A 24,479-nucleotide genomic window follows, 5' to 3' on the forward strand; every position below is an offset into this window, starting at 1 on the left:
TTAAAACCACCAAAGACATGTACGTATAAGATATTATAAAGTAATTTCACCTTTTTGCAAGCGTTTTTTGAATTTTTAGTTAAATTTTATTGATTTATCTAAAAAGCAATTGATTTGTTTTCATCTCGTTACGAAATGCCCTTATTTCAGTGTTTTTATCTATGACAACGCATTCTATATTTGCCATATCAGCAAAGTCATACAGTTGATCGACCGTTACTGCCATGGAGAAAACAGTATGATGCGCTCCCCCGGCATAAATCCAAGCTTCAGTCGCCTCGCTTAAGGACGGCTCTGGTTTCCATAATACTTTTGCAACTGGTAATTGTGGTGTTTCTTCTGTTGGTTGTTCTGCTTTCACTTCATTTACAATAAGTCGATATCTACCACCCAACTCCACAAGAGAAGCAACGATCGCAGTTCCACCAAGACCATCAAATACTAGACGAGCCGGATCTTCTTTACCACCAATTCCAAGTGGCTCAACAACAATCTTCGGTTTCGTTCCTGATACGGAAGGACAAATCTCTAACATATGTGATCCTAAAATCATTTCATTTCCTGGTTCTAAGTGGTACGTATAATCTTCCATAAACGATGTTTTTTGGTTATTTGAAATAATTTTTAGGATCCTTACTAATGCGGCAGTTCTCCAGTCCCCCTCCCCAGCAAAGCCATAGCCTTTTGCCATTAAACGTTGTGCTGCTAAGCCAGGTAACTGCTTCATTCCGTGGAGATCTTCAAAATTCGTTGTGAACGCTGTATAATGATGTCGTGATAAAAAGGATGTAAGACCAAGTTCAATTCGCGCTTGTTCTAAGATGGAATCTTTAAGCGGTCCAGGCTTTTTGGCTTCATCCGAAATTTCATACAATGCACTATATTCTTCAAATAATGCTTCTACATCACCGTCAGAGAATTTCTCCATTTCTTCTACCAAATCACCAATACCATAGTAATCAACGGTCCAACCAAATTTAATTTGAGCCTCTATTTTATCGCCATCTGTAACTGCTACACTTCGCATATTATCGCCAAACCGAGCCACCCTAATATTCTTGCCTTCGGTAACCGCCACTGCAGTCTGCATCCAGCTACTCATTTTTTCTACCACATCTTTATTTTCCCAATGACCAACAATGACACGACGCGGAATATGTAAACGAGTCCCAATAAATCCATACTCACGATCTCCATGAGCTGATTGATGAAGGTTCATAAAATCCATATCGATATCCTTCCAAGGAATATCACGATTATATTGTGTATGGAAATGTAAAAGTGGTTTCTGCAAAGACTTCAATCCTGCAATCCACATTTTTGCAGGAGAGAACGTATGCATCCATGTTATAACTCCTGCGCAACGTTCATTGCTGTTCACTTCTTTCATCAATTTGCTAATATCTTTCGCATTAGTCAAAACAGTTTTGTATACAATTTGATAAGGTAAATTTCCAACTATGTTTAATTGGTTCGTTATTTCTCTGGAGTTTTGCTCGACTTCTTTTAATGCTTCATCCCCATATAGATGTTGACTCCCAGTTACAAACCAAAATTCATAAGGCTTCATTTTTAGCATATAAATTCCCCCTGTATTTAAACAATTTCTATATTAGCTTCTGAACGGACGCCACGTAGCCGTTTCATTACGTTGTTCTCACCACGACCGAAATAATCATGGAGCTTCACATATTCGTTATATAAACCGTTATATATATTCACATTTTCTGGTATCGGTTTAATAACTTCCTCTTTAATTCGAGACATATTCTTTGCCGCTTCTAAAATCGTGTCATATCCACCTTTCTCACCACCCGCCGCAACCGCACCAAACATTGCCGCTCCTAGTGCAGGCGTTTGAATAGAATCGGCAACTTTGATTACTCGATTCGTAATATCCGCATAGATTTGCATTAAAAGTTTATTTTTATGAGGTAATCCACCACAAACATAAAGTTCATCCACCGCTAAACCATTTTGTGTAAATGAATCGATAATTTTCCTTGTACCAAAGGCAGTTGCTTCAAGAAGTGTTCGGTAAACCTCTTCCGGCTTTGTCTGTAATGTCATTCCAAGTAACACACCACTCAAATCCGTATCAACGAGAACAGATCTATTACCATTCCACCAATCTAGCGCTAACAGTCCTGTTTCACCAGGTTTATATGCAGCCGCTCGCTTTTCTAACCATTGATGTACAGTCATTCCTTCTTCCTTTGCAGTCTTTTCCACATATGCTGGAGAAGCTTGATCAACAAACCATGCAAAAATATCTCCTACAGATGATTGACCTGCTTCGTACCCATAAAAACCCGGAATAATCCCATCTTCCACAACTCCACACATTCCTTCGACTTCTTTTTCTTCATCTCCTAACAATAAGTGACAAATGGATGTCCCCATAGTCATGACCATCTTGCCTGGACGGACAACTCCCATCGCTGGGACAGATGCATGTGCATCCACATTGCCAACAGCAACCGAAAGTCCTTCCTTTAAACCAGTGACCCTTGCCATTTCGGCGGTTAATTCCCCTGCTTTTGTACCTAATGAAACGACGCTTCCACGCAGTTTTGTCTCCGCTAAATTTTCCAACCTCGGATCAAGGGATCTAAAAAATTCTCTACTCGGATATCCTTCTTGCTTATGCCAAATCGATTTATAACCAGCTGTACAACTATTCCGAATAAAGTTTCCAGTCAATTTGAAAATTACCCAATCAGTCGCTTCAACAAATTGATCTGTCCTTTCATAAATATTTGGTGCCTCATTTAAAATTTGCCAAATTTTTGCAATCATCCACTCAGAAGAAATTCTCCCCCCGTACCTTGGTAAAAAACTTTCCCCTCTCTGCTCGGCTATTTCATTTAATTTATTTGCTTCATCTTGTGCAGCATGATGTTTCCATAATTTTACCCAACTATGAGGATTATTTGTTAGGTCTGGATGATTAGACAACGGTTCACCTGTATTATCAATTGGCAGCATCGTACATGCCGTAAAATCAATTCCTAGCCCGACGATATCATCCGGACTTATACCAGAATTTTTTATTACCTTTGGAATAGACTTTTCCAATACCTCTATATAATCATGTGGATGTTGTAAGGCCCAATCAAAATCTAATGCTATACCAGATGGCAGCATTTCATCCATAACACCATGACGATAAGGCGTAACATGATCCGCAATCTCTCTTCCGTCCTGTAATGAAACAAGGACAGCACGACCGGATTCCGTGCCATAATCAATACCAATGGCATATTTTTGACTCATCTTCTCGCTCTCCCTCTATTAATTTCTTTGTCCGTAATATGCTTCTTTGCCATGTTTTCTTAAATAATGTTTATCCAACAGTACGTTATCTAAGTGATTAGGTTCAGGATTCAATTGGTATGTCTGTAAAGTCATTTTCGCAACTTGTTCAAGAACAACAGCATTATGTACTGCCTCTTTTGGATCTTTCCCCCAAGAAAATGGAGCATGACCACGCACTAGAACACTTGGAACTTCATTTGGATCCCGATTTTTAAACGTTTCAACAATGACATTACCTGTTTCACGTTCATAATCGCCTTTAATTTCTTTTTCACTCATCGACCTTGTACAAGGGATTGCTCCATAAAAGTAGTCTGCATGTGTGGTACCCATAGCAGGGATTTCTTTACCTGCCTGTGACCAACTTGTTGCCCATGGTGCATGTGTATGCACGATTCCACCGATATCAGGAAAATTACGGTACAAGACAATATGTGTCGGTGTGTCTGATGACGGTTTCAAGCTTCCTTCAACAACATTGCCATCAAAATCAACAACAACCATCGAATCAATTGTTAACTTTTCATAAGGAATACCACTTGGTTTAATAACTATTAAATTACGCTCTCTGCTGATACCGCTTACATTTCCCCATGTAAAAGTAACTAAATGATGTGCTGGCAGTGCCAAGTTCGCATCTAATACTTTTTCCTTCAAATCCTCAAGCATGTCAATCGCCACCTTTCTTTTTTATAATGTACGTATAAGTTGCTGTTCATGTCTTTATTCTAATATAAGTTGTACGTACAATCAACTGTATTTTCTTACATTAAATTAATTTCTAGAAATTTCTCTGTATTTTCTACTGTTTTATCCTTCTTTTTGGTTTAGATATCCCTGAGAAGAATTACACGTGTTATAAATAAAGTGACAGTAAGAAATTTGTTATCTTTGACTAGATGTGGAATTCAACCAAGCCATTTCAATCTCAAAAAGACCAGCCCCATCTAATTACTAAAGGAACTGGTCTTCATACAGTAATATTAAATTTTTATAAAACTATCTAACTGCCTTCTGAGCACTTAAGTCCCAAAACTTAGACTGTTGTTCAATTACTTTTTGTACAGCTTCTTCCTCGTGAGGAAATAATGTATCGACTGGGACTCCGCTGAAACTTTCCATAAAGGGATCGTTGACCTTTGTTTTAATTTCACTCATTGCTTCAACGATCGCTAGTGAACAAAATGGCACATAAGCTGCGCTATATCCACCCTCATGGGACAAAACTAGACGACCATCACAATGTTTTTCTGCTAGTTTCTTCATAAAATCTGCGAATCTATAAAACCCATCTGCTGTTACCATCATTCTCGCTAAAGGATCAAAGAAGCTTGGATCTTGTCCGGCTGATACAATAATTAACTCTGGTTTAAATTGATCAACAATTGGTTCAACAACATTTTCAAATGCATGCATATATCCAGCATTTCCTGTCCCCGCAGGTAAAGGAATGTTTACTGTATACCCTTCCCCTTTTCCTTCACCGCAATGTTCCACAAACCCACGCGTTGCCGGGAATAATTTATCTTGATGGAGTGAAATAAACAAGGTACTATCATCATCATAGAACGCTTGTTCAGTTCCATTTCCATGATGTACATCCCAGTCAAGCACTAAAATACGTTCTAAATTATATTTTCTTTTCGCATATTTTGCTGCTATAGCAACATTGTTAAATATACAAAAACCCATTCCTTCCTGTGCTTCCGCATGATGACCAGGTGGTCTTGTTAATGCATAGACATTTTCAACTTGTCCATCCATTACTGCATCAACGGCAGTAATTGTTCCGCCTGCCGATAACAGAGCAATTTCATATGAACCTCTTCCTACTATTGCAATCTGCCCTGCATCCCCACCATTTGCATCACTTAACTCTTTTACTTTATCTACATAGCTAGGAATATGAAATAATTCAATTTCATCCCGCGTTGCCGGTCGAGGAGCGATTGAATTTAATTGAGGAGTGAATCCACTTATATCAAGTAAATTTTTGAATCTTCTTTTCGTTTCAGGATCTTCTCCATAAGTATGAGCTTGAACCCAACCACCAGAGGCTAAATGTAATGCACCGGATCCGTTATCATGCCAAAAATAACTTTCATCATAAATAAATCCTGTTTTCTTCATTTGACTTCCTCCTTCAAAGTTTGTATTATCATTATTGCAAACGCTTACTTAAATCTCAATTACACAAAAGGATAGTTTATTTTCGGCTCTGAATTATCAGATTATTGGGCTATTTAACGATAAAACTAAAGTAAAGAAGTGCATAAAGTATTGGAAGATGCGAATTAACTGGAGGAATTATGATGAATTTATCTAAAAATGACTACGAAAAAATAATGCATTTTATCAATAACACTTATTCTGATCCATCTAATATTTCAATAACAGTTCAATCTTATCTTTCAGATTTATTCCACTTTCATCAATCATTATTTTGGTTAGCGGATAAGCAAAGTAACATGTATAATTTAAACTTTTTTAATTTTGCTGATAAATTCATTTGGGATTACACGGAAACTTATATGAATAAAGATCTCATGCATCCTAAGAAACAAATAAAGAATGTAACGAACAAACAATCCATTTTAAAGGTAAATGAAACTATCACACCGTCATCCTTTATTAAATCGGAATATTACCATTTTCTTAAAAGACATCAAATCATTGATGTAATGGTTGTTTACCTAACAGATAATAATTATATTTACGGAGGAATTGGATTTACTCGACAAACAGGAGATAAACCTTTTACTCAAAAAGAAAGGCACACACTTCAAACACTATCTACTCATCTTCTACACTTAGTTAAAACTTCAATGATTTTAGATGAAATAGAAGCTGAAAATGTATTTCTTAGAAGAAAGATTAATGAGAATCCAGGAATCATTATCGTAAATGGGAATCAAAATATTACTTTTTATAACGATGCTGCCCAAAAAATCATTGCGACAATTTGTCCAAATACTTCTGTCGAAGAATTTTTTCACAACTCTTTTAACAGTCACTTGTCAGAAGAAGAAAATATTATCGATATGGATGGGTGGAAAGTAAAAGTAATCCCTCTTAAAATGAGACAAAACCCAACATCTAAGAAATATTCGATCTATCTCTATCCTCAAGAAAAGAAGAAAAGTAATGATCTAAAAGCGTTATTATCAAAAAGAGAGCTTGAAGTTTTTGACCTTGTGTTAAAAGGATATACAAACGAACAAATCTCTGAAGAACTATGGATTAGTATCAACACTGTAAAGAAACATTTAAGAAATATGTACGAGAAACTGGGTGTTTCAAACCGAACAAGCTTAATATATAAATTAAAAGAAACAGTGAACACTATTTAAAAAGAGCAGAAAAGAAATCTTGTATTCCTGTCTGCTCTATTCCTATTTACTTTCCATTTAATATATTTAGTCCTTAATGTCATTAATGAACTTCTGCAAATAGTTCTTGCACATTATCTGCAAATTCATCAGCCGATTTTTTAACTGTTCCTCTCATTAGTATATCTCCTAACGTAGCTAAACGACCAGTCATTTGTAAGTCCATCTCATATAGTATCTTGGTTTCATTGGCTGACACCTCTTCAAGCTGAACGTTCATTTTTGATTTAAACAAACCTGCCAACTTCATCGGTTTACCCACCATCTCTACCTTTAACTCTTCACCTTCAATTGCGTCTTTTAATATTCCATTAGCCTTAAACTTAATGGTCATAAATTTGGTTTTCACAATCATATCTGCTTCATATTCTGTTTCGCTCAGTGCTACAAGATCATTACATCCTGGTACACAACTTGCTAATTTTTCAACATCCATAAAAACAGTCCATACATCATCTTTTGCTGCGTTTATAGTAAATGAATCATTTATTTTCAAAAAAATCGTTCCTCTCTTTATTTATTGAAATAGTAACTTTAAAGATTTCTTAATTTGTTCGGTTGAAGTTTTAGGTTGGGTAGTGCAACATCCAAAAGCATATATCTTGTCAACGCTTGTTTTTCCTTCATTGTCAGTCACTATAAAGTTTTCATCATTTAATTCAATACCTGTCCCTTTTAAATAGAAAGTTGATGGTATAAAGCCTTCACTAAAAATTAAAGTGTCACAATCAAAGGATTCAATTTGCTCATTGTTCTTATTCTTTATTTCAACTTTTTCCACTCTAGATTTACCATAAATCATGTGAACAAGATGATCTTCCGCCTTAATTCCTTTCACATTGACACCTTTATTAGATAAATAGGTTGATAGAAATCTTGAAGTTTTACTATTTTCAAAAAGAAGAACTTTTTCACCCGGAATATATCCCCTCTCCAATAAACCCACGGCCATCATTGGAGTCATCACCCCCGCCGGTCTTGTTCCACCAATTTTATGTGCTTCCCTCGGCTTTTCCAGCGCTCCCGAACAAATAATAATAGCTTCAGCCTCAACATCTAGCGTACCGGATGGTGTCTGGATGTTAATTTCATGACTGCTTTCTCCAAATGCTTCAAACAATCCCGTGACCGTAGCATTCGTTAGTTTTTCATAAGGGAGATTAATAAACTTTTCCACCATTTCTCTTTCTGTATCAAATTCTATTTCATTAAATAAAACACTATTAAAGCCACCAAACCGATTATTATAATCGACGATTAATACATTTTCCAATCCTTCGTCGTATGCTTGGAGCGCTGTTTCAATACCTGTTAAACCCGCGCCAATTATAACTAATTCATACTTCATTCCTATCTTCCTCCTTTAACAGCTATTGGGGAATCTTTTAATCCTTTTAGAGGAAGCTCATGATTTAAATCATACTCATTCAAAATATCCATTATTTTTGGTATACAGCAATTACCTTGGCATTCTCCTAATGTAGCACCTGTTCTTCTTTTTACACCATCAATTGTTGTGGGTGGTATAGGGCCTTCAAGTGCATTTGTGATTTCACTTTTTGTAATCGTTCTACATAAACAAATTATTTCCCCGACATTCTCATCTGAGTCATCAAATAAGTTTGGAGTCTCCGTTTTCGCTGCATCATTTCTTTCCAATTTTAACCCAGCAATCTCTAATTGTTCAGCAACCTCTTCTGCTATGCCTGGCGATGCTGATAATCCTGTCGAACGAATCCCAGCTGCATGGATAAATTGTTTGTTTTGTTCAGATGGTCTAATAACGTAATCTCCTGTACTGCATACGGCTCTAATACCCGCAAATTGACGAATTGTTTCATATTTTTTTGCTTCAGGAATTAATTTTTCACAACTAGTTAATACTTGGTTAATACCTTCTGCGCTAGTAGAATTGTCTTCCTTATCTTCTTGATCTTCGGCAGTTGGACCAAGTAAAAATCCGCCAAAAACAACAGGAGATATTAGAGTACCTTTTGATTTAGCGGTTGGGACTGGTAATATCACTTGTGATATTTCAATTTCCTCTTCCGTTAAAATAAACTGGCCTTTTCGAGGTGTAATTGTGAAGCTATTATCACCAATCATACGGCTAATTTGATCTGAATAAACTCCAGCCGCATTAACAATGTATCTTGTCTTAATTTCTTGTCCATTATCTAAATATAATGTAAACCCGTAATCTGCTTCATTAATTTTCACAATGCCTGAACCTAATAATACTTCAGCACCATTAATTGCAGCTAAATCTGCATAAGAACGAGTCGCAGTAAATGGATCACATATTGCCTCTCCTGGAATAGAAAGCGCTCCAATAACTTCATCTGTAACTGCTGGGTTCATTTCTAACACTTCGTCTCTATCTAGCCATTCAACATGAACACCATTCGCTTCAGCGTTCGGTATGTATTTATTTTCAATAATTTCTTTTTCCTCATCATTTGTAGCAATCATAATTGCACCACAAGGAATATACGGAATTTTTAATTGTTCAGTATAGTCAGACCATAACTCACGAGAACGCTTTAAACATTTTGCTTCCAATGAATTTGGTGGTGCATCAAACCCTGTATGGATAATTCCACTATTTGCTTTACTAGCCCCTTCACATAAATCAGGTTGTTTTTCTACTAGAGCAATCGATAAATTATATAAAGACAACTTTCTTAGTATTGCAGTTCCTACTACTCCACCACCAATGACTACTACATCTTTTAACTCTTTCTGCATCAGTCAATTCTCCTTTCCATAAAAAACAGGTATAACCCCATGAAATAATTATAATACCACATAAAACATGTGTCAAGTCGTAAACATTACACAAAAAGTAGTCATAAATTAATAAAAAAAATTCTACTCTTCACATGAAGAATAGAATTTTTTATTTTCCATATCCCAGTACTTTAATTCCTTGATCGCTATATTCTTGAGCAATGAATTTTTTAAGCTTATTATCAGTCACAATGACATCTATCTCATCAATTGCACACACATTAACTAATGCTTTTATACCAAATTTACTATGATCAGCGACGGCAATAATTTCTTTACCTTTTTCAATCATGATTTTTCTAACTCTCGTTTCTTCTAAATGATAATCTGAAATTCCATTATCCATTGTAATTCCGCCCACGCCAACAATTGTTTTATCAACATTAAATTCTCTCATAAATTGTTCGGAGATAAAACCCGAGAGAGCTAATTCATTTGGTCGTAATATTCCACCCGGTAAAATAACACGAAAAGTAGGAATATCAACTAACTCTTGAGCGATTGTCATACAATTTGTGATTATTGTAAGATTTTTTTTATCTTTAAGGTGACGTGCTACTTCTAAAGTAGTTGTTCCTAGATCTATCATTAAGGTTTCCCCGTCAGAAATTAGTTCAGCTGTTTTTTTACCTATCATTTCTTTTTCTTTAGCATTTTTAGTCGATCTTGTATTATAAGAAGGTTCTTTAGAAGACTGTCGATTTAATACAGCCCCACCATAGATTCTTTTTAATTGTCCTTCCTGTTCTAAAAATTCCAAGTCACGTCTTACAGTTTCTATGGAAACTTTGAATTTTTCGCATAATTCAGGTACCTTTACTATCTCGTTTACTTCTAACATTTCAAGAATAACTCTATATCTTTCCTGTGCTAACAAATGAATCCCTTCCTTAATTCAACCATTTTTCTGTTAAATTATGTGATTTATTTTTTTATTATATATGAATCATATCACAAGTTGCTTGAAATTTTCTTTTGTATTACATCATAGTAAGTAAACACTTTTAAATAGTTAGGTATATAGTAAAATAATATCCTTTTTGTTATTAAATATTCTCAGTAGTTACAATTAGTTGAATTATTAATCCTGTTAAATTTACAGAAGAATCCATTGAAAAAGTGAATAATAAATAATTTTAAACGGTTGGTTCTAAAAAACTTTTAATTATTAATTCATTTTGTAAACAAAAATCATCTTTAAAGGACTATCTAAATATATAATTCGAAAAAATCATAATCATTTAACATCCAATACCTCGACTTTCATCCCTTTTCCTCTCAAATGGCTTACTACATTTTGCGGAGTCCTTATATCAGTTATTAAAACATCTATTTCATGAATATCAGCAAATTTATATATGGCTACTATATCCACTTTGGAATGATCTGCTAGTGCGATACTTTTTTGGGCATTTTTTATCATCATTCTTCGAAATTCACATTCGCCCAAGTGAAAGTCAGTAAAGCCATTTTCCAGAGACAGTCCACCAACACCTATAAAAGCCTTATCAATAAAAATATCTTGTATGCTTTTATTACTTATAGGTCCCGATACGGATAGCTCTTCTCCTCTTAATTCACCACCACTTATTAATACTTTAATTTCTTTAATATTAGCTAGTTCCATAGCAATTAGTAATGAATTGGTGATTACAGTTAAATCCTTTTTAGTGGTTAAATTTCTAGCCATAGATAAAGTAGTAGTTCCTAAATCAATAAAAATAGCATCTCCATCCTCGACAAATTCCGCCGCCTTTTTACCAATAATATCCTTTTCAACTACACTTGTGTTATCTCTAGTAGAAAAGGATGGTTCAATATTAGTTCTATTTAATAATGCACCCCCATGGACTTTTTTTATCAATCCTACCTTATCTAGTTCTTTCAAATCCCGCCGGACTGTTTGTCTTGTCACTCCTAAAGTTTTGGATAGCTCTGAAATACGAACTGTATTCTCTTTTTCTAATTGTTCTAGTATTTTTTTATGGCGTTCTTGTTGTAACATATATATTCACCTAATTCTATATATTTTTATTTCAATCAATACACATGAAGGCTATACTTTTTACACTAACGTAACGTGAATATATTATATTATTAAAATTAATTACATATTTTTTAAAAAAACAAATTATTAATTGTACAATATTGAATTAATTTAATACTAATTAAAAATTATATCATTTTTAATTTTATTAATCAGCATCAATATTCAATTAACGTTTACCATAGATAATCTCATCAATTTTGTATTCATTTAGACTATTAAAAGGATAAAAATTCTTAGGTAAACGCTTAAATGGCAAATTCATTAAATCAACACTTGCCGCCCCTGGTGTATCTGTGTCGTAAATTTTGTCCGTAAACTTAGAATAGGCTGCTCTAAAAGAAGTGCAAGCTTTTACTATTAGGAGTTCGTATAAAGTAGGCTCCATACCAAACGCACGGAATAATTGTGGATCTCCGTTACCAAAAATGTGACGACAAACTAATATATTGATATTTCCTACTTGTAATACCGCCGAAGGTCCAATATTATTAGTCATGCCACGTCCGGCAGGTCCTTCCTGAATAAATATGCCATCATGTAATGATTTTACATAGCATTCAACTTCTATAGTTTCATTTATTTCGGGTAGTTTTGTTCCACCTAAAGAAAAAGTTGTTTTATTTCCAACGCCGGTTTTATGCGCAAGATTGGCAGCTGGTGCATCAACTACTGCTATTGCTGTTTTTAAAGTTGACTTTCTATCTAGCAATTTTTTTACTACTGCCACACTATCTCCTGTAGCTCCAGCATTGGTTGAATCTGCAGAGTCAACTAAGACGACAGGCTTATCGCTCACATTATTCTCTGCAATTTCAATTACTTGATCGATAGAGTAGAGATTTGGCTTAAAGTTTTCGCGAAGGTTATACAATCTTTTTGCAAGTAATAAAGCAAACTCTTCCGCTACTGTTTCTTCTCGCGCAATAACGATTACAGATGAAGAAGCATCTTCTATGTCTAACCAAGGTTGCATCTGATAAATCGAGAAATCTATAATTTCTCCCTTTTCAACATATGATTTACCCTCATTCATTAATTCTGCGAAAGGGCCCGACATGGTGGTATAACCACTAGCTGGTACAATCATTGGTAGTTTAACTTGAATCATTCGAGGTTTATTTTTATCTAATAAACATGATAACCCTAATGTTCCTGTTCTATATCCGGTTTTAAAATGATCGACATGTGGATACGTTTGATATCCGCAGATTATGTTACAATTTTCCACCATTTTTGTGGTAATATTTGCATGCATATCAGTTGAAGCCGCAATCACAGTATCATGACCGACAACCTTTCGAATAGATTCAATTATTTGCCCCGAACAATCTTCATATACTGTCGTTTCTGTTGCACCATGAAGCGAAATAAACACTGCATCTACATGATTGTGCTGGTTAATAATCTTAATAGACGTATTAATAAATTCATCCATAACTCTTTGATCCACACGTCCTCCACTCATTGTAAACATAGAAATTCCTGGGATAATTTCAACATTCTCTTCTTGTAACGCTTGAAATATTCCCCCTAATACACATGGTTTATCCATTAATCTGAAAAGTTCTTCACCTACTGCAATACGACTTTGTTCAAAGTAGTCTCTTGTACACACATTTGGATTAAAACTATTTGTTTCTTGATGAAACTCTAACACGACAGCTTTCATTAATCTATCTCCTTTATTTATAAAATTATTTATCTAAAACCTCTTCATCATTTAAAGTAAAATAAATATCTTCTAAAGCTGGATATATATTTTTAAAAACATTAAACAGCTTGTCATATCTTTTCTCATATAATCTATTAAAATTAAATATTTTATCTATCTTTATTCTTTCCATTGAATCATCGAAATTTTGGCAAACTCCTAATCCAATCAATGCACAATAAGCTGTTCCAATTGATCCTGCATGTCGAGGGTTATTCGGAACTTGTACAGGTATTTTAAGAATATTCGCCATCATTTGCATCCAAATATCACTACTAGCTCCCCCACCAACAACCCGAATAGAATCTATTTTATGTCCGCTTTCATAGGTGTATTTCTCAATTTTCCAACGCAACATATAACAAATACCTTCCATAATTGCCGTCATAAAATGTCTACGATCATGTTGACTAGTAATATTTAAGAAAACAGCCTTAGCATTTTTAGATAAGGGACTTAATTCTCCATGAATCCATGGTGTTGCAATTAGATTTAGTGAACCAGGAGGGATTTCCTTAATATCTTGTGTAATATAATTATAGATTTCATCTCCATATTTTTCTTGTTCCAGCTTATAAAATTGTTCTATTCCCCAATCATATGTCAAACCAGCTGATTGAATCGCATGTATAGTTAATTCTTTATCTTTATCAAAAGATTGATATAATTCCCCTTCTCTATTATTTCGTTCTTTAGTTAATGTGCTAAACCAGCCTGAGGAACCAAGATAAATATGATTACTTCCCATCCCGCTACAACCAGCACCTATTGCTACAGCAGGTATATCCCCACAACCACCAAATACTGGAGTTCCAGCAAGAAGTCCTAATTGTTCAGCCGCTTCTATCGTTAAGTCTCCAACTTTTTCGGTAGGGAGTACAAGTGGTGGAAATTTATTAAGATCTAATTCAGCAGCTTTCACAATTTCATTATAGTATGTTTGTAATCCTTCTTTTGCCGCATGAATAAAGTTGTTCGTTAAATCTACTGCTTTTACTCCTGTTGCCTTAAACTTTAAATATGAATTAACTTCTAAGAACTTATCTGTTTTTCTATATATTTCGGGTAAATTTTCTTTCACCCACATTAATCTAGGCCAATATTCTTGTTGATGCATGACATTTGTATTTAATAATTTATTAAGTTTTTGTGCCTGATCTTTAGCACGTCCATCAAGCCAAATAATATTATTATATAAAATGTTGTCGTTTTCATCTAATGGAATTATACCTTTCCATTGTGTTCCAAATACGATTCCTCTTACTTGCTCTTTTTGTATTCCTAAATGCTCAATTGCCTTTTTCGCTGATATACTTACTGCACCCCAGTAGTCTTCCGGGTTTTGTTCCGCCCACCCTGCTTTTGGATTTATTAATGGGTAACTTTCTGTCGATACACTACATATCTCACCAAGGAAATTTACTAAAGTAGCTTTAACAGCACTTGTACCACAATCAAAAGAAACAATGTATGATGATTTCATTAATTTTTCTCCTTCCCACTTTTAACCGTTTTCATATTTTTTTAATGTATAGTATACTATATCATCCCATTCATTAAAACGTTTTTTGTAACATTATTTTGCTTTTTGTAATAATACTATTACTTTCGGTTATAACATATCAAAGAAAATATGCCAAATAATAATGATGGTTTTAATAGAGATAAACTTGTAATCTCCATACTAATAATGGTTATTTTCTGTTTTATAATTATCGAAATCTTTTAAAATTTATATTGACAATCAATACTTTTAGGATAAAATAAACTTATTACGTAAAATTAAGTTACATAAAACAACATTTTGTTACAAAGGAGGATTGTAAATATTAATGTAAGAGCTTTCAATTATTTAAGAATGGAGTGTTTATTTTGATTGAAAAATATGTAATGGTTGGTATATTTTTAGCAATACTAATATTTATCTCTTATAAATCCTATAAAAAGATACACAATTACACCGATTATAACTTAGCCGGAAGAAACACTAATTTACCAACTTTAGTGGCAACATTAGGTGCTGCTGAATTCAATACTGCTACGCTTATAGGAGGAGCTTCTGTAGCGTATATGTACGGTACTGTTGGCGTATGGTATACATCATTAATTTTCATTCCTGTATTCGGTATATATGCTTTCACAGTAGCGAAAAGATATAGAAGACTTAACATTACTACTATTGCAGAATTCTTTGATGTACGATTCAAAGGGAGAAATTCAGAACTAACAAGAGCTTTAGCAAGTTTAGTAACACTTAGTTTTACTTGGATAGCACCTGCAACTTATTTAGCAGGTTTATCGGTAATAGGAACTGTATTATTAGGTGTAAATCCACTATGGATGGTTATTGGAGTAACAATTATTTGTTTAATTCTCAGTCTTGCTGGCGGGCTATTAACCGCTATTTCCTTTGATGTTGTGGCCTATATAATGATACTTATTTTTATTCCTGTATTACTTTTTGTAGGATGGAGTGCTTCGGGAGGATTTAGTTCATTATCAGTTGTTTATGAACAGAAATTTTTATCTTTTGAACCAATTTGGGACCTTGAGAATTACGGTTTTGCAGCCATTTTAACATGGGCCTTACAAAATATACTGCTGTATATTGCAGCACCTTGGTATGGACAAAGAATATTTTCAGCTAAAAATGAAAAAGTCGCTTATAAAGCGATGTTAATAAATACTGTTTTAATTGTTGTACTTTACGGATGTGTTGCATTAACCACTATGTTCACTCGCGCACTCCTACCAGACTTAGAAAGTGCCGAATATGCATTGCCTACATTAGTATTGAATTATTTACCAACTATTTTGCAAGGTTTCCTACTTGTTACACTTTTATTAGTAGGTATTAGTACAATGATTGCTATTTGGAATTCAGCAGTATCAATTGTGATTAACGATATTGTGAAAAGGTATTTCGCTAAAAATAAAACTGATAAATACTATATAAACGCTAGCAGAACAGTATTTATTATACTCGGAATTTCAACATTAGTATTTGCACTTACATTTGTTGGTAATATATTATTAGCGCTTACTTATATTTCAGTGTACACTGCTCTATTAGCATTCCCAATATTAGCAGGATTCTTTTGGAAACGGTTTAATACTCAAGCAGCCTTGTATTCCTTAATAGTTGGTGTCATCTATGTAACCATTGCATTATTAAATAATTTCCCATATCATTTAATTAGTCCAATTGGTGTATTATTAAGTATCATTACGGGCGTGCTTGTAACATTCTTAACTAAATCGGAAGAAGAAACTGAATATGTAAAAGAATTTTATAAAACTGTTGAAAATAAAGCTGAAAATACTCAATCGTCTTTGAATAATGCAAATTAAATTTTCTTTTCATTATATATCTTAATTTATTTCAAAAATGTCATTCTAACCTGCCGCTCTTAAGCGAAAATTGGTAAGAAATAATTATCTAAATGGCCTTAGCCCGATGAAAATAGGGCTAAGGCCATTTAGTTTTCCCTGTAGTCATTCATGGTTATAAAAATATACGTATCCATTTATGCCTCTAGTCACTCTTCAAGCGTTCATACTTATTTTAATAATATTTTCACATTTTAATTTCTCCAAAAGAACTAATGGATTCATTATCAATACACTTCCCACTCGGGAAGCTACTATTTTTATTTAAATTTATAAAAGTAGATTGACAACCATGAACGCTATGAATTAAAGGTTTTGTTTCTGATAATGTTGTTTTTACCTAAAATTAGTTATTTAATATATCTCTGCAACATATTGTGTTGTGTACTTGTAGTGTAGTATGAAATGGTTAGCAAATGGACGTTCCTTACCTCCGCAAGAAGGAGAGGAATGGACATTCCAATTTACACGATACGAAAAATACGTTGAAGATCTTTAATACTTACGTTAAAAAACCTGAATTGGAAGATATTTCTTCCACTCAGGTTTTTAATAACTTATACTTTTAGTTTCTCTTCCACTCTTTCCATCACTGCTTCTTGCAACTTTTTCAACGCAGTCAATCTGACTCTGTAAAAATTGAGCAATAAATTTAATTCATCATAAAATAATTTAATACATTCGGCAAATCTCTCTTCCAAATAGCCCATTCATGGTTTTCTTCTAGTTCCATGTATTGAATCGTTGCACCTTTTTTAGTAAGCATATCATTTAATTCTCGATTATACGATAGAATATTCATCTTTTCATTTGTAATTGGGGAGATAAAATCATCCTCATATATACCAACTGTTTGATAAACGTTCCAATTTAAATGGTCAACACTTTCTAACAATTGTATGTCTTCTTTAGATATAGCTGCTGATTGAAGCAATAAATGGGTACATTTTCCGGGATTCGTCATAGCCAAATTATAAGATAAATTGCCAGCCAATGAGTCTCCGAGATACCCACGTTTTACAATATTTATATTAAACGCTTCTATTTCTTTTTCTATTGAAGGAATAAATTCATCTGTCATAAATTGAATATATTTTTTAAAGCGATTTCCTCTTCTACTATAAGAGTGCCATCTTTCCAATGAACTTCCCGGATGAATTAGAACAATTATCATTTTGGTTGCTAGATGTGGATTACTTGCAAGAAGTTTTTCAAACGTTTTTTCCATTCCACCTAATCTTAAATAGTCCTTTCCATCTTGCACATACAAAACATAAGCGTCTTTTATTTTTTCTACTGATTTTAACATAATATATTCATAGTTTATTTTTAATGTTTTACTGGAAAATATTCCTGAGTTCTTCATCAAAACACAATTTCCTTCCCTCAATGAATTAGGCTAAATCGATATTTTCAGGCCAATGTAGCTGAATACCATTTTGCTCCAACATCTTCTGGTAGGATAATAAATGATCTTGGTTATCACGCACATCATGAACAGTAATATTATTTAAAATGGCATATGCAGCCAAAAAACCGACAGATTCCCCAATATTCCACTCTGTAGGATGTACACGATAACAACCATTGGTGATTTGTGTTGTACCAATATTTTTACAAGCCGGCAATATATTTTTCATTCTTATTGGTAATACAGCACCTAAAGGAATTTCATACGGGTAACTTGGCAGATAAAAGGTTCGATTAGAGTGAACGGTGTGATGTAAATCCAGATGGTAACTCCCTACTCCAATACTATCTTTATATTTGCGAATTCCTTTCTCCCCTCTAAATTGTTTATTAACATCCATTTCCGTAATAGTATAAACGGATTTAATCCTTCTTGATTCTCGGATATATGGGTATTTTGCAAGTCCGTCCTCGGTGCCAAGTACATCCTTTCTAAGTCGTAGACCTGGATAGCCTTTGCCACCATCAAGCCTCGGGGCTTCAGTCTGGAGCCAATATAATAAAGATAAACTTAACTGTTTTGCACCATTCAGATTTTTTTGTCTTTCTTCTTCTGAAACATCAACAATTGCACCTAAAAAATAATCATTTTGTGGCCAGTTGATTAATGATACATCCCCTTCATATATGTCTTCACTTAGATTATCGACAGCTAATGCACGACGATAAGTAAACAGAGAAGGAATGTTTTTATCATTTGGGAATAATGTAAACTCCTTTAACGTAGAGGTATCTTCGCTATTCACTGCATACCAACTCAATAAAGGATATGTTGAATAACTAGGAATAAATTGCTTCCAAAATTCATATTGCTCAGGTTTTTCAATGGTAAAATCTTTACCTTCTAAATAATCTACTGCAAACACATATGTAATGGATTGCATATCAAGTGGGTCTTCTTGTTCCAAGGCATGTGGTTCTCCTGTTGTTTCCTTTGATTCAGCTCCAGTTACATATTCCACATTCGCAAGTGGTAAAACATCACCGACTTCAGTTGCATCAATGAAATACTTACCAAACAGCGTTATTTTATCACCTTTCGATAGATGACGAACCGTTACAGTTGTGACAAAATCACCATCTGTACTGGCGGAATCGGGTTTGTAGTGATAGTAGATTTGAATTCTTCCACTATTTAAATAAGGTGCAAGCATGTCTTCTAATACTTTTAAAGCTACTTTCGGCTCATGAGACAAGCGACTAACCCATGCGTTTCCAGGATTTAAAAAATCATCCTTTTTTGCTGCATCAGTTAAAGGATAATTTGTTTTATAATATTCACGTACTCTATTTCGAAATTCTCGGTATGTAGCTGTACAACCGAATTGCTCAATCCATGGATGTTCATCTAGAGGGACACCTTGGCTCGTAAGTTGACCACCAATCCAATCGGTTTCCTCTGTCAAAATCACGTTCAATCCCATTTTGGCTGCCGATAAAGATGCCATACATCCACCAAGACCACCACCTAAAACGATGACATCTGCTCTTTTTTCCCTATGCAAAGCAATCACCCTTTTTTTCTATTACTTGTACAAAAGATTTCGTAATTAACTGTGGTCTCGTAATAGCACTTCCTACAACTACTGACCAAGCTCCTAATTCAAGCATTTTTTCTGCTTCATTAGGAGTATTAATTTTTCCTTCTGCAATAACTGGAATAGTATATGTTTTACAAAGTTCTTCCACTAAAGCAAAATCCGGACCATCCTTTTGTTCTGTTTCTTTTGTGTAACCAGAAAGCGTAGAAGAAAGAATGTCCACATTACATTCATAAGCATACTTTGCATCTTCAGGTGTCGCAATGTCTCCCATGACAAGCGTATCACTATTCTCATGAATGTAATCAACCAAATCTTTTAATTTCTCTCGATGAGGTCGTGTTCGTTTCGTTGCATCTAAGGCGATAACTTCTGGACGTGCAGTGAGCAACTCTTTAATTTCTTTCATAGTTGGTGTAATATATATTTCGCTATTAGGATAATCACGCTTAATAATTGCAATTACTGGAAGATTTGTTTGTTTTTTAATGGCTATACAATCTGGTACAGAGTTGCATCTAATCGCTTTTGCTCCACCTTCTTTTGCAGCTTGAGCCATTTTTGCCATGATTTCTGCTCCATGTAATGGTTCATCTTCAAGCGCCTGACAAGATACGATTAAATGGTGATATATCTCATTTAAGAAATTATTTTTTTTCATACTTACTTCTCCTTGCCCATACTTTTTTATACGGTGAGAATGGGAATTAGCCAAAATTCACTTTTAAGTCGATCCCACATTCAAACATTCGATTCCATGGGGCATATGTTTTTAATTGTTCTATTTTTACATGTTGAAAAGAATGAACAAATTCCTTATTAAAAGAGTTTTGTAATCGTTTATCTCTCTCTTGATTAACAATATCTGCCTTACTTTTAAGATCAAAATAATTCAGGTCATGTTTTGGCAAATAATCAGAAACCATCTGCATACGTATTTCAGTTTGATATAAAAAGTCATCTAATAAATGATAGATAATATTTTCTTGTATTTTATTTGAATGACCAAATTGACCAATGACACCTTGAGAAATAGTTGTACCTAACGTATTACAATTCGTATTCCATCCCTTATAAGATAACAGTTTACTTAGAATTCCTTCGTTATCCATCAACCTAATTAATTCATAATCGCCACCGTTAGCAAAAGCAGAATCTGCGACGATTACATGCTTTTTTTGGTCAATATATTTTTTTATTTGCTCAACAAATATCAACATATTTCGAAAGCTTGAATAAGTTACATCTCTTTCAGTCTGATCCCAAGCTTCTTGCATTACTCGTCCTGGAACGTTGTAGGCTAGAATCAAATCAGCATCATCTGGACGTTCTGCCAATCGACATCCTGCAGCATAAATATAAGACTTCATACTTTCAGCAAAAGGTCGATCCTCATACATTGGAATAAGTGTAGGTCCAAGTGTACTGCTCCAAATTGGATAAATTTTTGGTTGATAACCTTTCATCTCGTTATAAAGACGAGCAAGCAATGTTGCTCCTACCTCGTCGGCACCTGGATAAATTAATACCTGTTTATACAAACGCAATTGTTCACGTTTAGAAACAACTACCTTTTGATCCATTGCTGTATAACCAAATTCCGCACTATCATCTTGAGGAATAACTAGAAAAGAGATCACCTCTTCCTTCACTAAATCAAGGACATATTCGTTCACCTTGGAATTGAAATGTCTTCTCTTCTCATAGTCTTCTACAAAGTTTTGGGGTAACGTATTTTGAATTTCAGCTAATTGATCTTTTTCTTTTGCAGACAGTTGGACACGTCTGCTTTTATCATTTAAATAAGCTTGTAAATATATTTCCTTTCCCCAATCTTCATAGTAATCTGGTTCCTCATCACTGGAGCTATATCTAGGTGTACGCATAATCATGTTCGATGCATAGATAGGTAGATCCAAATTCTTTTTACGTAAATCCCTTAAACGGTTCATCCACATAATTGCTTTCTCTTCTGTTAAATCATGTAACCGTGAAGGGATTAAACCACCATATATGAGCATGTCAATACTAAGGATAATCGCATCAGATCGAGTTGCCTCGTTATCAATCCATTCCCATATTTTTTCCGTGTCCGAAGGGGTTTTTTTATTTCCAAAGAATTCATTTGGTGGTAAAAGTAACTCTATATCTTCAGATGTATTTGCAATTCTCTCAACGATATGGGTATTACATGGTCTTTCATCAATGGGTACATAAAGAATTTTCATGCTATTCTTCCTCCTGAATCTAATATTCCAAGTCACATATTAAGCTTTAGCGTTACTAGATTCACGAATTTTTTTATAATTATTATTTTGTAACTCCTTGAATAAAACTTCTAACAAAAATAAAATAGAGGCTTCACTAATGGAGCCCTTAAAATTTTCAACATCATCTTTAGATGGTAGTAGCAAGGATAAATCGGATATATTGGCTATTGGTGAATCTTGCTGACTAGTTATTCCAACCGTCGTGCATCCAATTTCGCTTGCGAATTTCAACATCTCCATAATCCTTTTATCATATCCTGATAAACTTAACCCTACAACAATCGTTTGAGGCTTTAGAATATACTTAGACATGTCCATTTCATATTTACTTGAAAAAGCATCTACCGAGATACCGTATTGCATCAGTTTATATTTGGTCAATTGATTCACATATTCCATCTCGCCAGTACCATACAGAAAAAGTCTATCTGATAAGGCAAATTGATCCTTTAACGTTGCAATATCTAATGTATTATTCAATGTTTCCAATCTATTTAATATATCAACATAACCTTGTTTTACTTCCACCAAAGTACTTGTATCTGCTTTATCATGTATACGAGTACCAATAATCGTCTCTTTTGCCATTAGACGGAGTTTACTATAAGATCCAATGTCTAACTTTTTGCAAAATCTTGTAATCATCGATTCAGATACGTCGATCTTTTGTGCCATTTCTGAAATGGTGTTATTAGGAACATCATTCATATTTTTCATGATGTAGGTTGCAATCGTTCTTTCCCCTTTTGTCAATTTATGCCTGTTCGATTCAATCAATGTGGTAATTTTATTAAAAGGCTGCATAGATTCCTGTAGCAAGAAGAAGCGTAACGCTCCAATCATACCAGCATCATTCAAGTTTCCGGCAATTTCTATTTTTGTTTTCTTTAAAATTGCTGGAATGATATCTTTCTTCAATTGTTTCTTAATTAACGGATATAAATAGTCTCTTTGATTGGTAATTCCACCGCCAATGACAATCATTTCTGGATTCATCATATAGGCAATTGTTGCAATTCCTTTTGAAAGATAGTAAACCATCCTGTCTATTTCTTCTATACAAATGACGTCACCTTTACGTGCATTCTCAAAAATGATTTTTCCGTCAATACTTTCTTCGGCGACCTCTTTTCTTCTTGCCACATTCTTTATTAAAATTCTAGTGGATGCTAATTCTTGAAATTGGTCCCCTTCAATAGGGATATATCCGATTTCACCACCACTATAACTGTGACCAGTGTGTAGTTTATTATCAATGATATAACTTCCACCAATTCCGGTGCCTACGGTTAAACAAAATAAACTTTTTGCATCTCTTCCTTTTCCAATCCAAGATTCAGCTAAACCTGCACAATTAACATCATTTTCCACTTCAACAGGTAATCGGAAATAAGCTTCTAACTCTTTTTTTATTGGGGTACCAGTATATTCAGGAATGAGCGAGGATGCATACAAAATTTCCCCTTTTTTAGAATCGACCTGTCCAGCAGTACTAATACAAATCCCACCGATCGAATAACGCTTTATCAGCCCATCACCGATCTCTTTTACCTTCCTTAAAACCTCTGGGCCTCCAAATTCTGCTTGAGTAGCTGTTTCATTTCTTTCTAAAAAATTACCTTTATCAGTAAGTACTCCATATTTTATTAACGTACCTCCTATATCAAATGCTATAAATTTTCTCATTGAACAAAACTCCCCTTAGGTCTGAATATCATTACCCTTTTACTGCTCCTTCTGTTACACCAGATATAAAGTGCTTTTGTAACCAAATGAAAATCAACAAACTTGGAATAGTCGTTAAAATTGAAGCAGCACTAATCAATTTTAAGTTTCCGCCATCAAAATTTTGTGACATTTGTGCTAACCCGATCGACAACGTATACATGCTACTTTCTGTTGTATTGATTAAAGGCCACAAATAATCTCCCCAAGTAAACGTAAACGTATAAATAGCTAACGAAATAATCGTAGGTTTAACGAGAGGCATAGCCACTTTAAACCAAACTTGAAAACGATTCGCACCATCCAAGTAGGCAGATTCCTCTAATTCCTTTGGTATATTTAAAAACGCTTGACGCATAAAGTAAATTCCAAATGCAGTGGAAATTTGTAAGACTGTTAGACCGAGGTGTGTATTTCGCAGTCCAAGATCCCCAGCAATTTGAAAAAGCGGAGCCATATAAAGTTGAAAGGGTACTGTCATCGTAGAAATGATGATGGTTAAAACAATGCCTCTTCCTTTAAATTCAATTCTAGATAGAGCATACCCAGCAAGACTACTAAACAAAATATTTAACGGAACTGCAATTCCTGTTACGATAATCGTATTCCATAAAAACGTTCCGAAATTTGCCTTATTAAATGCATCAATAAAATTCGTTATAGTTGGATCCGTTGGTAATAAACCGTCATAAATCCCTTGACTTGGAGCCTTCAAAGCAATAAACAAAGTATACATAAAAGGACCCACGGTTACCAACGTAATACCAATCATTACGACATAGATGAATATTTTTTTACCTGCCTTTGTTTTCATTTTTTCAACTC

General features: G+C 34.3%; 19 protein-coding genes. 2 read left to right on the plus strand and 17 right to left on the minus strand.

The genetic code is table 11. The features are described from left to right. Window positions 1-94: 94 nt before the first annotated feature. The 4 genes from araA to SPD48_RS12450 form a co-directional block, all read right to left on the minus strand. Window positions 95-1,579 (minus strand): L-arabinose isomerase, encoded by a 1,485-nt coding sequence (araA, locus tag SPD48_RS12435; RefSeq protein WP_336258446.1) that lies wholly within the window; start codon window positions 1,577-1,579, stop codon window positions 95-97. A 17-nt stretch (window positions 1,580-1,596) separates the two neighbouring features. Then, window positions 1,597-3,276: a ribulokinase gene (locus SPD48_RS12440; protein WP_336258447.1), complete on the minus strand. Its 1,680-nt coding sequence runs from the start codon at window positions 3,274-3,276 to the stop codon at window positions 1,597-1,599. A gap of 18 nt (window positions 3,277-3,294) precedes the next feature. Further along, a complete protein-coding gene (gene araD, locus SPD48_RS12445; protein WP_336258448.1) occupies window positions 3,295-3,987 on the minus strand; it encodes an L-ribulose-5-phosphate 4-epimerase in 693 nt (230 codons plus the stop codon). Window positions 3,988-4,317: 330 nt separating this feature from the next. Continuing rightward, entirely contained in the window at window positions 4,318-5,448 is a 1,131-nt protein-coding gene (locus SPD48_RS12450; protein ID WP_336258449.1) for a class II histone deacetylase, read from the minus strand. Between the two features lie 182 nt (window positions 5,449-5,630). On the opposite strand from SPD48_RS12450, the gene SPD48_RS12455 reads away from it, so the two are divergent. After that, window positions 5,631-6,668: a response regulator transcription factor gene (locus SPD48_RS12455; protein WP_336258450.1), complete on the plus strand. Its 1,038-nt coding sequence runs from the start codon at window positions 5,631-5,633 to the stop codon at window positions 6,666-6,668. A gap of 82 nt (window positions 6,669-6,750) precedes the next feature. Here SPD48_RS12455 and SPD48_RS12460 read toward each other — a convergent pair whose 3' ends face one another. From SPD48_RS12460 to SPD48_RS12490, 7 genes are all read right to left on the minus strand, one after another. Continuing rightward, on the minus strand, window positions 6,751-7,203 hold the full coding sequence (locus tag SPD48_RS12460; protein WP_336258451.1) for a CoxG family protein: 453 nt from the start codon (window positions 7,201-7,203) through the stop codon (window positions 6,751-6,753). Window positions 7,204-7,224: 21 nt separating this feature from the next. After that, window positions 7,225-8,055, minus strand: coding sequence for an NAD(P)/FAD-dependent oxidoreductase (locus tag SPD48_RS12465; protein WP_336258452.1), 831 nt, complete (start codon window positions 8,053-8,055; stop codon window positions 7,225-7,227). Between the two features lie 2 nt (window positions 8,056-8,057). Then, window positions 8,058-9,455, minus strand: a complete 1,398-nt coding sequence (locus SPD48_RS12470; RefSeq protein ID WP_336258453.1) for an NAD(P)/FAD-dependent oxidoreductase — start codon at window positions 9,453-9,455, stop codon at window positions 8,058-8,060. 151 nt (window positions 9,456-9,606) lie between these two features. Then, window positions 9,607-10,374 carry a DeoR/GlpR family DNA-binding transcription regulator gene (locus SPD48_RS12475; RefSeq protein WP_336258454.1) on the minus strand — a complete coding sequence of 256 codons (768 nt, stop codon included), beginning with the start codon at window positions 10,372-10,374 and terminating at the stop codon, window positions 9,607-9,609. 360 nt (window positions 10,375-10,734) lie between these two features. Beyond that, window positions 10,735-11,502 (minus strand): DeoR/GlpR family DNA-binding transcription regulator, encoded by a 768-nt coding sequence (locus SPD48_RS12480; protein ID WP_336258455.1) that lies wholly within the window; start codon window positions 11,500-11,502, stop codon window positions 10,735-10,737. Between the two features lie 211 nt (window positions 11,503-11,713). Further along, window positions 11,714-13,216, minus strand: coding sequence for a M81 family metallopeptidase (locus SPD48_RS12485; RefSeq protein WP_336258456.1), 1,503 nt, complete (start codon window positions 13,214-13,216; stop codon window positions 11,714-11,716). Window positions 13,217-13,241: 25 nt separating this feature from the next. Further along, a complete protein-coding gene (locus SPD48_RS12490; RefSeq protein WP_336258457.1) occupies window positions 13,242-14,741 on the minus strand; it encodes a xylulokinase in 1,500 nt (499 codons plus the stop codon). A gap of 389 nt (window positions 14,742-15,130) precedes the next feature. On the opposite strand from SPD48_RS12490, the gene SPD48_RS12495 reads away from it, so the two are divergent. Then, entirely contained in the window at window positions 15,131-16,609 is a 1,479-nt protein-coding gene (locus tag SPD48_RS12495; RefSeq protein ID WP_336258458.1) for a sodium:solute symporter family protein, read from the plus strand. Window positions 16,610-17,300: 691 nt separating this feature from the next. On the opposite strand, the gene SPD48_RS12500 is transcribed toward SPD48_RS12495, so the two are convergent. From SPD48_RS12500 to SPD48_RS12525, 6 genes are read right to left on the minus strand one after another with little or no spacing between them, the layout of a single operon-like run. Continuing rightward, on the minus strand, window positions 17,301-18,014 hold the full coding sequence (locus tag SPD48_RS12500; RefSeq protein WP_336258587.1) for an alpha/beta hydrolase: 714 nt from the start codon (window positions 18,012-18,014) through the stop codon (window positions 17,301-17,303). Window positions 18,015-18,042: 28 nt separating this feature from the next. Further along, on the minus strand, window positions 18,043-19,623 hold the full coding sequence (locus SPD48_RS12505) for an FAD-dependent oxidoreductase (RefSeq protein ID WP_336258459.1): 1,581 nt from the start codon (window positions 19,621-19,623) through the stop codon (window positions 18,043-18,045). Continuing rightward, the gene (locus SPD48_RS12510) at window positions 19,616-20,320 is read right to left on the minus strand and encodes an N-acetylmannosamine-6-phosphate 2-epimerase (RefSeq protein WP_336258460.1); all 705 of its coding nucleotides are present in this window, start codon (window positions 20,318-20,320) and stop codon (window positions 19,616-19,618) included. The genes SPD48_RS12505 and SPD48_RS12510 overlap by 8 nt, the downstream gene beginning before the upstream one ends. Window positions 20,321-20,366: 46 nt before the next feature. After that, a complete protein-coding gene (locus tag SPD48_RS12515) occupies window positions 20,367-21,887 on the minus strand; it encodes a DUF4127 family protein (protein WP_336258461.1) in 1,521 nt (506 codons plus the stop codon). A 39-nt stretch (window positions 21,888-21,926) separates the two neighbouring features. Beyond that, the gene (locus SPD48_RS12520) at window positions 21,927-23,615 is read right to left on the minus strand and encodes an ROK family protein (RefSeq protein WP_336258462.1); all 1,689 of its coding nucleotides are present in this window, start codon (window positions 23,613-23,615) and stop codon (window positions 21,927-21,929) included. Between the two features lie 31 nt (window positions 23,616-23,646). Further along, entirely contained in the window at window positions 23,647-24,468 is an 822-nt protein-coding gene (locus SPD48_RS12525) for a carbohydrate ABC transporter permease (protein ID WP_336258463.1), read from the minus strand. Between the last annotated feature and the right edge of the window lie 11 nt (window positions 24,469-24,479).

The organism is Pseudogracilibacillus sp. SE30717A, assembly GCF_037071985.1.
Lineage (GTDB): Bacteria > Bacillota > Bacilli > Bacillales > Amphibacillaceae > Pseudogracilibacillus.

Excerpts from the sequence above, each read along its gene's own strand:
- SPD48_RS12500 (WP_336258587.1), bottom strand. The coding sequence starts at position 18,014 with ATGAAGAACTCAGGAATATTTTCCAGTAAAACATTAAAAATAAACTAT.
- araA (WP_336258446.1), bottom strand. The coding sequence starts at position 1,579 with ATGCTAAAAATGAAGCCTTATGAATTTTGGTTTGTAACTGGGAGTCAA.
- SPD48_RS12490 (WP_336258457.1), bottom strand. The coding sequence starts at position 14,741 with ATGAAATCATCATACATTGTTTCTTTTGATTGTGGTACAAGTGCTGTT.
- araD (WP_336258448.1), bottom strand. The coding sequence starts at position 3,987 with ATGCTTGAGGATTTGAAGGAAAAAGTATTAGATGCGAACTTGGCACTG.
- SPD48_RS12525 (WP_336258463.1), bottom strand. The coding sequence starts at position 24,468 with ATGAAAACAAAGGCAGGTAAAAAAATATTCATCTATGTCGTAATGATT.
- SPD48_RS12440 (WP_336258447.1), bottom strand. The coding sequence starts at position 3,276 with ATGAGTCAAAAATATGCCATTGGTATTGATTATGGCACGGAATCCGGT.
- SPD48_RS12465 (WP_336258452.1), bottom strand. The coding sequence starts at position 8,055 with ATGAAGTATGAATTAGTTATAATTGGCGCGGGTTTAACAGGTATTGAA.
- SPD48_RS12455 (WP_336258450.1), top strand. The coding sequence starts at position 5,631 with ATGAATTTATCTAAAAATGACTACGAAAAAATAATGCATTTTATCAAT.
- SPD48_RS12520 (WP_336258462.1), bottom strand. The coding sequence starts at position 23,615 with ATGAGAAAATTTATAGCATTTGATATAGGAGGTACGTTAATAAAATAT.
- SPD48_RS12510 (WP_336258460.1), bottom strand. The coding sequence starts at position 20,320 with ATGAAAAAAAATAATTTCTTAAATGAGATATATCACCATTTAATCGTA.
- SPD48_RS12515 (WP_336258461.1), bottom strand. The coding sequence starts at position 21,887 with ATGAAAATTCTTTATGTACCCATTGATGAAAGACCATGTAATACCCAT.
- SPD48_RS12480 (WP_336258455.1), bottom strand. The coding sequence starts at position 11,502 with ATGTTACAACAAGAACGCCATAAAAAAATACTAGAACAATTAGAAAAA.
- SPD48_RS12485 (WP_336258456.1), bottom strand. The coding sequence starts at position 13,216 with ATGAAAGCTGTCGTGTTAGAGTTTCATCAAGAAACAAATAGTTTTAAT.
- SPD48_RS12470 (WP_336258453.1), bottom strand. The coding sequence starts at position 9,455 with ATGCAGAAAGAGTTAAAAGATGTAGTAGTCATTGGTGGTGGAGTAGTA.
- SPD48_RS12450 (WP_336258449.1), bottom strand. The coding sequence starts at position 5,448 with ATGAAGAAAACAGGATTTATTTATGATGAAAGTTATTTTTGGCATGAT.